This is a genomic window from uncultured Empedobacter sp. (assembly GCF_937930195.1).
Classification (GTDB): domain Bacteria; phylum Bacteroidota; class Bacteroidia; order Flavobacteriales; family Weeksellaceae; genus Empedobacter; species Empedobacter stercoris.
This window is the reverse complement of sequence record NZ_CALGVK010000033.1, coordinates 1-12,451: the sequence shown is the minus strand read 5'-3', so window position 1 is coordinate 12,451 and position 12,451 is coordinate 1. Positions and strand designations below refer to the sequence as shown.

Annotated in this window: 13 protein-coding genes; 7 read left to right on the top strand and 6 right to left on the bottom strand. The window is 30.7% G+C overall.

From position 1 onward, the window contains the following. Positions 1–262 precede the first annotated feature (262 nt). Both Q0616_RS01930 and Q0616_RS01925 read left to right on the top strand, forming a co-directional pair. On the top strand, positions 263–2,152 hold the full coding sequence (locus Q0616_RS01930; protein WP_171622325.1) for a DEAD/DEAH box helicase: 1,890 nt from the start codon (positions 263–265) through the stop codon (positions 2,150–2,152). A gap of 116 nt (positions 2,153–2,268) precedes the next feature. Beyond that, the gene (locus Q0616_RS01925; RefSeq protein WP_171622326.1) at positions 2,269–3,966 is read left to right on the top strand and encodes an AMP-binding protein; all 1,698 of its coding nucleotides are present in this window, start codon (positions 2,269–2,271) and stop codon (positions 3,964–3,966) included. 71 nt (positions 3,967–4,037) lie between these two features. Here Q0616_RS01925 and Q0616_RS01920 read toward each other — a convergent pair whose 3' ends face one another. From Q0616_RS01920 to Q0616_RS01910, 3 genes are all read right to left on the bottom strand, one after another. Continuing rightward, positions 4,038–4,376: a hypothetical protein gene (locus Q0616_RS01920; protein ID WP_298774592.1), complete on the bottom strand. Its 339-nt coding sequence runs from the start codon at positions 4,374–4,376 to the stop codon at positions 4,038–4,040. Beyond that, the gene (locus Q0616_RS01915; RefSeq protein WP_260542640.1) at positions 4,351–4,698 is read right to left on the bottom strand and encodes a phage holin family protein; all 348 of its coding nucleotides are present in this window, start codon (positions 4,696–4,698) and stop codon (positions 4,351–4,353) included. The genes Q0616_RS01920 and Q0616_RS01915 overlap by 26 nt, the downstream gene beginning before the upstream one ends. A 62-nt stretch (positions 4,699–4,760) precedes the next feature. After that, on the bottom strand, positions 4,761–5,120 hold the full coding sequence (locus Q0616_RS01910) for a YtxH domain-containing protein (RefSeq protein ID WP_171622329.1): 360 nt from the start codon (positions 5,118–5,120) through the stop codon (positions 4,761–4,763). A gap of 100 nt (positions 5,121–5,220) precedes the next feature. Between Q0616_RS01910 and Q0616_RS01905 the strand changes: the two genes are divergently transcribed. Further along, the gene (locus tag Q0616_RS01905; RefSeq protein ID WP_171622330.1) at positions 5,221–6,423 is read left to right on the top strand and encodes a pyridoxal phosphate-dependent aminotransferase; all 1,203 of its coding nucleotides are present in this window, start codon (positions 5,221–5,223) and stop codon (positions 6,421–6,423) included. A 13-nt stretch (positions 6,424–6,436) separates the two neighbouring features. Next, positions 6,437–7,456 (top strand): UDP-N-acetylmuramate dehydrogenase, encoded by a 1,020-nt coding sequence (gene murB / locus Q0616_RS01900; RefSeq protein ID WP_171622331.1) that lies wholly within the window; start codon positions 6,437–6,439, stop codon positions 7,454–7,456. Positions 7,457–7,516: 60 nt separating this feature from the next. Here murB and Q0616_RS01895 read toward each other — a convergent pair whose 3' ends face one another. Next, on the bottom strand, positions 7,517–8,722 hold the full coding sequence (locus Q0616_RS01895) for a helix-turn-helix transcriptional regulator (protein ID WP_225539432.1): 1,206 nt from the start codon (positions 8,720–8,722) through the stop codon (positions 7,517–7,519). Positions 8,723–8,897: 175 nt separating this feature from the next. Between Q0616_RS01895 and Q0616_RS01890 the strand changes: the two genes are divergently transcribed. Together Q0616_RS01890 and Q0616_RS01885 are read left to right on the top strand one after the other, a co-directional pair. Continuing rightward, positions 8,898–9,425, top strand: a complete 528-nt coding sequence (locus tag Q0616_RS01890; protein WP_260542642.1) for a hypothetical protein — start codon at positions 8,898–8,900, stop codon at positions 9,423–9,425. A 34-nt stretch (positions 9,426–9,459) separates the two neighbouring features. After that, entirely contained in the window at positions 9,460–9,957 is a 498-nt protein-coding gene (locus Q0616_RS01885) for a hypothetical protein (protein ID WP_260542643.1), read from the top strand. A 236-nt stretch (positions 9,958–10,193) separates the two neighbouring features. On the opposite strand, the gene Q0616_RS01880 is transcribed toward Q0616_RS01885, so the two are convergent. Beyond that, positions 10,194–11,243: an acyltransferase gene (locus tag Q0616_RS01880; RefSeq protein WP_260542644.1), complete on the bottom strand. Its 1,050-nt coding sequence runs from the start codon at positions 11,241–11,243 to the stop codon at positions 10,194–10,196. Beyond that, the gene (locus Q0616_RS01875) at positions 11,243–11,848 is read right to left on the bottom strand and encodes a YigZ family protein (protein ID WP_171622335.1); all 606 of its coding nucleotides are present in this window, start codon (positions 11,846–11,848) and stop codon (positions 11,243–11,245) included. The genes Q0616_RS01880 and Q0616_RS01875 overlap by 1 nt, the downstream gene beginning before the upstream one ends. Positions 11,849–11,939: 91 nt before the next feature. On the opposite strand from Q0616_RS01875, the gene Q0616_RS01870 reads away from it, so the two are divergent. Next, entirely contained in the window at positions 11,940–12,242 is a 303-nt protein-coding gene (locus tag Q0616_RS01870) for a hypothetical protein (protein ID WP_260542645.1), read from the top strand. Positions 12,243–12,451 lie beyond the last annotated feature (209 nt).

The following is a 12,451-nucleotide window of genomic DNA, read 5'->3' as shown; positions in this document are numbered from 1 at the left end:
AGTATTTATATTCAATCAAATAAAAAATAGTGTGTAATTTGTAAGGATTGTGAAAGTGTGTTGTGTGTTTCAAAAAAAATCCTTACATTTGCACAGCCTTTTAGAATTAAGGTACGGATGTTAAAGAATATTCATTTAGGGATTTTTTAGGCTGCTCAGCCATTTAATTTTATTCTTTCATATCTGTTGGTTATAATAATTTAAAAATAAAAACCGGATATGAAATATAAATGAATTTCAATATCACGGTATCGTATCTAACATGATTACATTCAAAGAATTAGGACTTCAAGAAGAACTCCTAACTGCAATTGAGAAAATGGGCTTCGTTAACCCTTCTCCAATTCAAGAAAAAGCTATTCCTCAAATCCTTTCATCAGACCAAGATGTTATTGCATTGGCGCAAACAGGTACAGGAAAAACTGCAGCATTCGGGCTTCCGATTTTAAATCAATTAGACAATAGTTCAAAATCAGTTCAGGCAATTATTTTATGTCCAACTCGTGAGTTATGTTTACAAATCGCAAAAGAAATCGAAACTTTTGCAGCTGATACACGAGGAGTACGTGTACAAGCAGTTTACGGTGGAGCTGATATCGTTAAACAAATTAGAGGATTAAAAGATAATCCACAAATCGTTGTAGGAACACCAGGTCGTACAATGGATTTAATTAAACGTGGTGCATTAAAAATTAATGACATTACGTGGACAGTTTTAGATGAAGCTGATGAGATGTTGAACATGGGATTCCGTGACGAAATCGATTCAATTTTAGAAACTACTCCAGAAGAAAAACAAACTTTATTGTTCTCAGCTACAATGCCTTCAGAGGTTCGTCGTATCGCTTCAGAATATATGCACAATCCAGTTGAGATTGCTGTTAGTAAAGTAAATACTACCTCAAAAAATATCGAGCACCACGTTTATTTAGTACGTTCATCAGATCGTTACTTAGCTTTAAAACGTTTGGCCGATTATTACCCAAATATTTATGGTATCGTTTTCTGTAGAACACGTCGCGAAGCGAAAGATGTAGCAGATAAATTGATGCAAGATGGTTATAATGCAGATGCATTACACGGAGATTTATCACAATCACAACGTGATCACGTGATGGAAAAATTCCGTAACCAAAACATTCAAATTCTTGTAGCAACAGACGTTGCAGCTCGTGGAATTGATGTTAATGAGTTGACACATGTTATCAACTTCAACTTACCAGATGATCCAGAAGTTTATGTTCACCGTTCAGGTCGTACAGGTCGTGCAGGAAACAAAGGGATATCTATTATTATTTCAGGTGGACGTGAAGCACGTAAAATTAGAGATTTAGAAAAATTAATTGCTTCTAAAATCGAGCCTAAAAACGTTCCAACTGGTGCAGAAATTTGTGAAAAACGTTTAATTTCTTTAATTGACAAAATCGAAAATATCGAAGTTGATGAAGAGTTAATCGAGCCTTACATGGAAACTGTAAACGAAAAATTAGCTGATATTGATCGTGATACTTTATTGAAACGTTTCTTAACAGTAGAATTTAATTCGTTCTTAGAATATTACAAAAATACGAAAGACATCACTCCAGAAGGTGATCGTGGTGATAGAAGTGATCGTTCTTCTAATCGTCGTGGAGGTCGTGATTTCTCAAGATTCTTCATTAACATTGGACAAAAACACAACTTACGTGTTCCAAACTTAATTGGATTAATCAACGAACAAACACGTAACCGTAACATCGAAATCGGAAAAATTGAAATTTTACGTAATTTCTCTTTCTTCGAAGTAGATACACAATTCGAATCATTAGTTTTAGAATCTTTCAAAGATGCACAACGTGATGGAGTTGATTTAGATGTTCAAATCTCTAAACCAGAACCAAGACGTGGTGACGGTGAGCGTCGTGGAGGCGGAGATCGTCGTCGTAATGGCGGAGGAGATTCTCGTGGACGTGGTTTTAACAGTCGTCGTGACTCTGATCGTGAAAGAAGCGGTGGAGACCGTGGTGGTTTCCGTGGAGGAGATCGCGATAGAGGAGGTTACCGAGGAGGAGACCGTGATCGTGATAGCCGTGACAGTAAAGGAGGAGATCGTGGTGGTTACCGCGGTGGAGACCGTAACAGAACGGGAAGTTCAAGAAGAGGTAGAGATTAATATTTCTCAAAAAATAACAACTAAAAAGGATGATTTTTTTAAATCATCCTTTTTTTGTGCTTAAAATTTGTATTTGAATTGATAATTTTTCTATATTTATTCAAAACCACAAATAAATGACAGTACAAGAATTGTTTAATTCTATTCGAGCTTCTATCGAACAAGAGAATTATGCGCAGTTAAAAGAAATTAAAATTTTTAAACCAGAAAAATTTAATTGGGTTCGAGACATTTTCGAAACGTATAATGTTACTCAATTAGGTGAGCAAAAAGGATTGATTTGGAAGTACAATAATCAACGAGAAGATTATACGTTTCAAGATTTATCTATTAAGTACAATCAATTTTTAAATTATTTACGTAACAAAGGTATTGTAGAAGGGGACAAAATGTTTTCTCAAGTTCCTTTATTACCAATTACTTGGATTGGCTATCTGGCATCAATCAAAGGTGGATTGGTTATTATTCCAGCGGCTACAACGTTAGAAGCACGTGATTTAACTTTCCGTTTTGAATCATCATTTCCAGAAGTGGCATTGGCTGATCAGGCGAATGCTAATAAAATAGATGAAGCAGAAGCAAAATTTGAGCAGAAAATCAAAGTTAAATTAATTACGGAGGGAGAAAGAGAAGGATGGATAAATATCAACGATTTATGGAATGAATCACCTGAAGCCGAAGCTGCCGATACTAAAGCAGACGATGATTTGTTTTATTTCTTTACTTCTGGTACAACTGGAATGCCCAAAGTGGTGGTGCACACGCATTACACTTATCCGCTTGGAGGCTTTACAACCTCTTCTTGGGTTGGAATGAAACAAGGTGATTTACATTACAATATATCACAACCTGGATGGGCTAAATTCTTTTGGAGTAGTTTCTTTGCTCCTTGGAATATGGGGGCTACAATTTTAGGATATCATGCAGATAAATTTGTTCCAAAGGAACAATTACAAACAATTCAGGATTTAGGTGTGACAACATTTTGCGCACCACCAACTGCTTTGCGTGTATTAATTTTAGAAGATTTAAAAAATTATCATTTCAAACTTCGTCAATGTGTTGCGGCAGGCGAACCGCTTAATCCAGAGATTATAGATGTTTGGAAAGAAGGCACAGGCATAACAATTCGAGATGGATATGGACAATCGGAATCTACAGCTATGATTGCCAACTTACCTAACGAAAATATAAAATATGGTTCGATGGGTAAACCTGCTTTTTTATATGAAATTGTAATTGCAGATGACAATGGAAATATAGTACAAGATTGTGAAGAAGGAAATATCTGTGTTGTGTACAACGAAGAAAGCATTAATGGAATTTTTAAAACATATCTTATTCAGAAAGATAAGATGTCAAAAGTTTTTAAGCATGGATTATATTATACAGGAGATAAAGCGTACAAAGACGAAGATGGCTATGTATGGTTTGTTGGGCGTGATGACGATGTGATAAAAGCATCAGATTTTAGAGTTGGACCATTTGAAGTAGAAAGTGCTTTATTAGAACATGATGCGATTATGGAAGCTGCTGTTGTAGCAAGTCCACACGAATTGCGAAGTAATGCAGTGAAAGCGTTTGTTATTTTAGCCCCAGGGTATGAAGCTTCGGAAGAATTAGCGAAAGATATTTTCAGGTATACGGAAGAACATTTAGCACGTTACAAAATTCCTCGAATTGTCCAATTTGTTGAATCATTACCCAAAACAATTTCAGGTAAAATACGTCGCGTAGAATTACGAAACCAAGAAGCGAAGGATAAACAAGATAAAATTAAAATTCTAAACGAGTATTTCCATGAGAAATATTAATAGAGCTTAAATTTATCGCATAAAAAAATAGCCTTACAATTTGTAAGGCTATTTATATTTAAAATATTTTATTAGAGTTTTTCGTCTAAATATTCCTGAATTTTAGTTGTAATTATAGGTACAGCTATCATAATTAATCCCGAAATGACAATTTTTGTAATCCCTTTCATTGGGTATTTATTTGATGCTTTATCTCCAACCCAATTTAATGCGTTTTCAACTTTAGAAGACGTAAAATGACTATCAGTTTTTATATTCGATATAAGACCCACAGCCTTATTCACAATAGAATTATCGTGCTTGTTTTCAGAAGCCTTCATTTCAATACGAAGCTTTCTTTTGGCAAGTCGTAAATCTTCTAAATTTTTAATTACTGGTTTTTCTTTATTCGTCATCTTCGTCGTCGTCATCTTGGTTAGACATAGCTTCCATAGCATTCTCAATCGCAATGTTTGTTAAGAACAATTTTAATTTCTTTCTAAACAAAAGGCATAGTACCATTACTACAAAATAAATTCCAGTAACAGTTAAGAAACCTAATCCTGTATCATCAAAATAACTGCCTAAAATAAATCCTAATGCTAAACTACCTAACAACAATAAGAACAGCGCAAAAACGGCAATAATCAGTACGTAAATCCCGCTTGCTAACATGTTACTGACAGAATCTATCAAGTCATATTTAGTTAACGTGATTCTATTATTGATATAGGTTTTTAGATCATTAAACATAAAAATTGTTTTAGTTTAGACAAATTTAATTATAATTTTTAAGGATTATTGACTAAACTGAATTAAACTCCTACGTTTTCTTGAAATTCGTCTTTTAAATCTTCTTTAGCTTGATTAGTTTTAGTTTTCAAATCTTTTCCAGCTTCTTTGGCTTTCGCAACAAATTCGTCTTTTTGATCTGCTAATTTAGATTTAATTTCTTCTAATTTAGCTTCTAATTCTTTTTTTGTTTGCTTTGCTTTATCAGAAAAATCATTTGCGTATTTATCTAACTCTTTTTTGTATTTGTCAGCTTCTTTTTTTAATTTTTTGCGCGTGTCTTTCCCTGATTCTGGCGCGTACAATAAACCTACTACTGCTCCGATTGCTGTTCCAATTGCTAAACCTGCTAATAATTTAGTTGCATTATTTAATTTACTCATAATAAAGTTTTTTTTGAGATTAAACGTTTTTTATATTTACACTTTAAAATTACAAAAACAATACCAAAGAATTCAATTCAAATTTAAAAAATTACAATAAATGTTAATATTATCTGAAAAATCACAAAATATGCCAGCTTCTCCTATTAGAAAGTTGGTTCCATACGCAGATGCAGCTAAAAAGAGAGGTACAAAAGTATATCATCTGAACATTGGTCAACCTGATATAGAATCGCCAAAAGCTGTTTTAGAAGGATTGAAAAAATTTCCATCTAACATTATTTCTTACACGCATTCAGAAGGAACGTTAGAATATCGTCAAGCGTTGGCAGACTATTTCACTAATCGTGGAATTGAATTAACTCCAGAGAATTTTATTGCTACGTTAGGAGGTTCAGAAGCTTTATTGTTTATTTTTGGGATTATCGCAAATCCGGGTGATGAAATCATTATTCCAGAACCTTTTTACGCAAATTACAATGGATTTACGTGTGAAAATGATGTAAATATTGTTCCTGTACCTTCAACAATTGAGAATAATTTTGCTTTACCTTCTGTCGAAGAGTTTGCAAAAAAGATTACAGATAAAACGCGTGCAATTTTAATTTGTAATCCTGGAAATCCAACTGGTTATGTTTATTCGAAAGAAGAATTAAATCAATTGAAAGATTTAGTTTTAGAACATGATATTTATTTAATTGCAGATGAAGTGTATGCTGAATATTTATATACAGAAGAAGAATTTACATCTATTTTAAGTTTTCCAGAATTAAAAGATAATGCAATTGTAATTGATTCTGAATCGAAACGTTTTTCTTTATGTGGTGCTCGTTCTGGAGCGTTAATTACACGAAACGAAAAGTTCTTAAAAGCAGCTATGTTGTATGCACAAGCGCGTTTGAGTCCAGTTGAGATTTCTCAATACATTGCAACATTAGCGCATAAAAATGTAGGATCCTATTTCGAAGATTGTCGTACAGAATATTTAAAACGTCGCAATACATTAATAGAAGGTTTAAAACAGATTCCAGGGGTGGTTTGTCCAAATCCAAAAGGTGCTTTCTATTGTATGATTCAATTACCAGTTGATAATGCGGAAAAATTTGCAATTTGGTTGTTAGAGTCATTTTCGTCAAATGGGGAAACTGTCATGTTGGCACCAGGAGCGGGATTTTACTCAACTCCAAATTCAGGAATACAAGAAGTTCGTTTGGCATATGTGCTAAAAGAAGAAGATTTAGTACGTTCTGTAGAATTACTAAAAGAAGCTTTAGAACAATATCCAGGAACAATTAGATCATAAGAAATATACGAAGATGGAAATCATCGAAAATTATTCATTAAAATTATATAACACATTCGGAATAGAAGCAAAAGCAAAATATTTTGCAGATGTCGCAACTATTCAAGATTTACGAAAAGTATTGGTTTTTCGTCGTCAAAAAAATCTTCCCATTTTATTTATTGGAGGAGGAAGTAATATGCTTTTTGTAGACGATTTTCCAGGAATTGTGTTAAAATTAAATTTGAAAGGAATCGAAATTATCAATGAAGAGGATGATTTTGTGTACATAAAAGCGCAAGGAAGCGAAAATTGGCACAATTTTGTTCAATGGACGTTGGAAAATGATTTCGGAGGATTAGAAAATCTTTCTTTAATTCCAGGAAATGTTGGAACAGCACCGATGCAAAACATTGGAGCCTATGGCGTTGAAGTGAAAGATTATATTGAAGAAGTTCAAACATTAGAATTAGAAACAGGCGACGAGCGTACTTTTACAAATGAAGAGTGTCAGTTTGGTTACCGTGAATCTATTTTTAAGAATGAATTAAGAGGTCAATATGTTTTGGTAGCAGTTACATTTAAGTTATCAAAGAGAAATCATCAATTGCATATCGATTATGGGGCAATAAAATCTGAATTGGAAAAGGAGCAAATTTTTGAGCCTTCAATTCAAGAAATTAGTGCAGCCGTGATCAAAATACGTCAAAGTAAATTACCAGATCCTTCGCAAATAGGAAACTCGGGAAGTTTCTTTAAAAATCCTGTTATTACGAACGAAGAATTTGTGGAGATTGAAAAACGTCATCCCGAAATTTCTCATTATAAAACTGATTCGGGTGTAAAATTAGCTGCAGGTTGGTTAATTGAACATGCTGGTTGGAAAGGAAAGCGTTTTGGTGATGCTGGTGTTCACGATAAACAAGCATTGGTTTTGGTGAATTATGGTAATGCTACAGGACGTGAAATATATGATTTGTCTGAACAAATTATTGAAGATGTGAAGTCTAAGTACGGTGTCACATTAGTCAGAGAAGTTAATATTATTCAATAATTAAAAATCCTATTTTTATTTATACAATGCCCATAAAGTATCTAACTTTTTGGGCATTTTTTATAAAGAATTTCGACTATCAATACCTAATGTTGTGTAAATTACTTTTAAATGGTACTTAACTGTATTTTCAGAAATATATAATTGAGTAGCAATCTCTTTGTTGGTTAATCCTTTTCTTACAAAATCAATGATTTCTAACTGTCTTTCAGACAGATTGTAGTCCGAAAAAGTGACTATTTTCTCGTTTTTTGATTTATTATCAATTAAATCTGAGAGTTCTTTGCGCATTCTTTCGTTCTCATTTTCAACTAATATTCTTTTTTCTTTATTAATTTTATTGTATTTGAAAAGAACTAAAAGTAAAATAGCTAAAATGGTAGAAATTATACCTAAAAAAAATTTGATATTTTTTTGATTTCGAACCTCTAAATTATTTCGTTTATTGATAATTTCTTTCTCTAAACTTTGTAATTTTCCACTTTGATTTATTGCGTCGTAATCGGTTGCAAGATCATTTACAATTAATCGCGTTTTGTAAGCTTTTTCCCAATCTTCATTTTGTGCATAATGCCAAGTAAGAGATTCGTACATATTCAGAATATATAATTTTGTATTGAATTTTTTAGCATAATACAGTCCGTTTTCAAAAGCCTTTATCGCTTTTTGATCTTCATTGGTTTCGGTGTAAAGATGCAATAGTTTTCGATATATATTTGGTAAATGTTTGGGTGATTCTTTTTTTAATACATCTACAGCTTCATTATATTCTTTTTCAGCTTGTTGATAATCCTTATTAAGGATATTGATTGTGCCTAAAACAGAAATATAAAAAGCATACGTTTCTGGATCTAAAAAATGAAGATTATTCTTTTCTACTTTTTTAAGCAATTCATTTACATTATCATATTTAAGGTAATCAAACTGAATGAAAATTCGCTCAATTAAAATTTTTGTTTCAACTTCTTTTTTATGGTTAGGATCCTTTAATCCATATTTTTCAGCAATATTTAGATTTTCTTCAGCTTCTGGATAATTCAATAAAGTTTTATAGGTAATATATTTTAATAAATACAAATTGTATAAATCATAATTACTAACTCTCTTAGAGTAGATAAGACTATCTAATTTGAAAATAGATTTATTATAAGCACCAATTTGGTTGAAATTACTAATCTCTTTCTTTAGAATTTCGGAATTAATTGTGTTTCCAAACCCTACTTGAGTATAAAAAGAAAAGAATAATAATAAGAGAAATTTTTTCAAGATTTAGATCATTTAGTTGATTATATGCGTTCTACATAGACTACCCGTAGGTAGTTTAATATAAACTACCCATTAACTATGCTTGCAAAAGTAGGAATTTATTTTATGATTTTTAAAATTTGTGAAGATTTATAACAAATGTAAGTCGTAATAAATTAGATAATTAAATAGAAATATGAAAAATATTTTAACTCTTTTATTAGTCATGTTGTCTAATGTGATTTTTGCTCAAAATTTAGATTACAAAACGTTAAAACAATTTATCGGTAATCGAGTAACCGAATTAGAAGATTATTATCAAATAAAGTCCAGTTCTATAGATGATAATTTTGGTAATCAAAAAGTACACTACAATTCTATAACGATAGATCCATATACTATAAGTATGGAGGTGGAAACTGAAGGTAAGAACATTAAACGAATTGTTGTTGTGAATTCTGAAAATAGAACTAATTTTTTTCAAAATATCGCACAAGAAATAGAACAAACAACTCCAACAAAGAAAAACTATAAAACAGTTTATATTTCTTTAGTTAAAAATTCTACAAAAAAGAAAATCTATCAAGAGTCTATAAGTCATTTGATTGATTTAATGAAAAAACAAACAACAAATCTAAAAGAGAATCATGGTCTTTTAGAATCAAGTACTTTAAATACTACTATATCTATCGATGACACTGCAAGTGTTTTAATTGTAAACTAAATAAATACATTATATACAAATTAAAAAATTAACTATGAAAAACATTTTTATTTTAGGATTAGGTTTTATGGCTTCTGTGGCTTTTGGACAAGTTGATAAAATTTATAAACATTCAGGAGAAATTATAGAAGGTCAAATAAAGCGTGTAGGAGAATTTACTGTAGAATTTACTTATGATGGAGAAGATGCAATACAATCATTAAGTAAATATTCTGTAAACAAGGTTTTCTACGGAAAAAGCACTCGTATCGAAGATGTTTCAGAAAAGATAGAAATTACCGATGACAAAGATTGGCCGAAAGTTATTATTTTAGAAGATAAATCTTTAGTTGCTGGATTAAAAAAAGGGGATGATTTGAAATCAAAAACAGGTTGGGTAAACTTTAGATCTGGAAATGGAAAAGATGAGCGTGCTGAGAAAGTTTTAAAACAACAAGCTGCGGAGGTGAGATGCCCATTTATTCTTTTATTATCTGATAAAATGGCAGGTAAATCGGCTAAAAAAACTGGAAGTTGCTATAAATATCAATAAAACGGATTAACAACTAACTAACTACTTAATGTATTTTTGACCAATAAGTCGTGAATTGATTTCACGACTTATTTATTGTAAAATGAAGAGAATAGTGCTGACAAAAAAACGAAAAAGAACAACAAAATTTGGTTCGAAAAAAATAAATTATTTGGATATTTTAATTGTAGTTGCAATTAGTATTGTAACCATTTTAATTATCATAGATTTTTTAAATTAACAAAAAAAAATCACTACTACCTTACTTTTTCTTTAATCCATTTTGCAACAGGTTTCTCGAAATATTCAAAAGTCAAAGCGCTTAAAATTAAGGCAACGGCGAAATAAATTCCAATCTTCAGAAAATCGTTTATTGCAGGGAGATATTGGTTTCCATATTTTATCACAATCATGTGAATCATATAAAAAGCAAAACTAATTTCACCCAAATAAACCAGTGTTTTATGTTGTAATAGTTTAGAAAAGAATCCGCGTTGTAAAGCAAAAATTAAAACAATTCCAACCATCGGAATCCAATAATAAATTCCGTAACGAAACGCTCTTGCAACATCATTATGGAAGTAAAAAAAGATGGATAAAACGATAATTGCAGCCAATTCGATTAAAGTTCCTTTCGAGAAATTAATAGGTGATTTTTTTATTTTTTTATAGATCTGACAGGTAATAATTCCTAAAATAAAATCTAAACTACGAACCAAAGGATTGATGTAGAAAATAGCTTTTTCCATTTTCATATCTGTTCTAAAATAGGGTTCTGCAAAGATAATAATCGGAATTGCTAACAATAAAATGTATTTCAGTTTCGGGAATTTATACAGCCAAATGACATAAAATGGAAACATGAAATAAAAGAATAATTCAGTCGAAATACTCCACGAAACATTGTTGATAGAAAAGTAAAAATCTTTTATCGGAATGTATGATTGTAACAAAAATAGATTTGCTCCAGCAATATCCCAATGAAAAGTACCTTGCCAAACATTTAGTATAACAAAAGGTAACATGACGCAAAATGTAAGCACATGCAATGGATAAATTCGAGCAATTCGGGCAATGTAAAATTTCTTTTTATTGAAGTTAGGATTTTCGATGATTTTATTTTCGTAATTAAGTGCTAAAACGAAACCACTTAGGATAAAGAAAAAACCAACCCCTAAATACCCTTCGAAAAAGACATTATTTTTTAGAAAGTTATACCACGCTAAATCTGTTTTAACAAACGTTAAATGACTCAAAAAAACAGCAAAAGCAAAGAAAAAACGTAAAGAAGTTAAACTGTTTAACATTAGTCAATAATTTTGATTTCCATTTGATAATATTCTTTAAACATCTGAATAAATTCGTCTATTTTACTTTCTCTCACCGAAATGGTAAACATGCATTTATCCGAAAAATGTTTGTCTTTTATTTCGCCCGAAATTCGCTCTACATTGCGTTCAACAATTCCTTGTTGATCATAATTAAAAACCATTTTAATACGTTTCGAAACAAATTTTTCAACAATAGTGGCTTCTTCCAATACAACTTGAGCAGCATATTTATACGCTTTTACTAAGCCTGGAATTCCTAATTTTGTGCCACCAAAATAACGTACAGAAACAATTAATATATTGGTAATTTCACTTGATAAAATTTGATTGTAAATTGGTAAACCAGCAGATCCACTTGGTTCTCCATCATCATTTGCACGATGATTTTTTTTGTCTATGCCCAAAATATAAGCGTAACAATGATGATTTGCATCAGGATGAATTTCACGTAATTGATCTAAATATATTTTGATCTCATCTTCATTTTCAACTGGATACGCAAAGTTGATGAATTTGCTACCCAATTCCTTGAAAATTACATCCTCTACAGGTTTTTCGATTGTACGATAATTGTCTGTCATGTTCTATTGAAAAGTAGCACAAAGATAGTTTAAATCGTACTTTAAAGAAAAAAAGGTTTTATATTTATGAATGATGAAAAACGTTCTTTAAATGAAAACATATTTATTTTTAATCATATTAATATTTTCGAATATAGTTTTCTCTCAAAATATTTCAAAAAAGGAGTTCAAAAAAATCATTAATAATTCTATGAATGATTCATATAACGATGAAATTATAACAGATAATAGAGATAGTATATTTTACAAAAGTGAAAATTTAAAGATTTATAATAATTCTTTAGCAAAAGCTAAATTTCAATTTTGTCATACAATAGCATTTAGGTTTTTAAAAAAGAAAAGAGTAAGTTTAATTGATTGTCAAACTTGTAATGAACCAACATTTGCTATGTAACAAAAGAACAAAATATATTCAATTATAAACTTGATGTTGCTGATGGAAAATTAATATTGAAGCTAAAAAATAAATTTTCTGAAATGAATTTTCAAATTGCGTTAAAAAATAAAATTGAATTTGAGAATAATAAATTTGAAGAAATAATTATTAACCGAAAATTTTAATAAATTCAAATAAAAAAAGAACCTCAAAATTAAGGTTCTTCA

What these genes read in the sequence shown, in the direction of transcription:
- Q0616_RS01930 (WP_171622325.1), top strand. Translation starts at nt 263, where the DNA reads ATGATTACATTCAAAGAATTAGGACTTCAAGAAGAACTCCTAACTGCA.
- Q0616_RS01925 (WP_171622326.1), top strand. Translation starts at nt 2,269, where the DNA reads ATGACAGTACAAGAATTGTTTAATTCTATTCGAGCTTCTATCGAACAA.
- Q0616_RS01920 (WP_298774592.1), bottom strand. Translation starts at nt 4,376, where the DNA reads ATGACGACGACGAAGATGACGAATAAAGAAAAACCAGTAATTAAAAAT.
- Q0616_RS01915 (WP_260542640.1), bottom strand. Translation starts at nt 4,698, where the DNA reads ATGTTTAATGATCTAAAAACCTATATCAATAATAGAATCACGTTAACT.
- Q0616_RS01910 (WP_171622329.1), bottom strand. Translation starts at nt 5,120, where the DNA reads ATGAGTAAATTAAATAATGCAACTAAATTATTAGCAGGTTTAGCAATT.
- Q0616_RS01905 (WP_171622330.1), top strand. Translation starts at nt 5,221, where the DNA reads ATGTTAATATTATCTGAAAAATCACAAAATATGCCAGCTTCTCCTATT.
- murB (WP_171622331.1), top strand. Translation starts at nt 6,437, where the DNA reads ATGGAAATCATCGAAAATTATTCATTAAAATTATATAACACATTCGGA.
- Q0616_RS01890 (WP_260542642.1), top strand. Translation starts at nt 8,898, where the DNA reads ATGAAAAATATTTTAACTCTTTTATTAGTCATGTTGTCTAATGTGATT.
- Q0616_RS01885 (WP_260542643.1), top strand. Translation starts at nt 9,460, where the DNA reads ATGAAAAACATTTTTATTTTAGGATTAGGTTTTATGGCTTCTGTGGCT.
- Q0616_RS01880 (WP_260542644.1), bottom strand. Translation starts at nt 11,243, where the DNA reads ATGTTAAACAGTTTAACTTCTTTACGTTTTTTCTTTGCTTTTGCTGTT.
- Q0616_RS01875 (WP_171622335.1), bottom strand. Translation starts at nt 11,848, where the DNA reads ATGACAGACAATTATCGTACAATCGAAAAACCTGTAGAGGATGTAATT.
- Q0616_RS01870 (WP_260542645.1), top strand. Translation starts at nt 11,940, where the DNA reads ATGAAAACATATTTATTTTTAATCATATTAATATTTTCGAATATAGTT.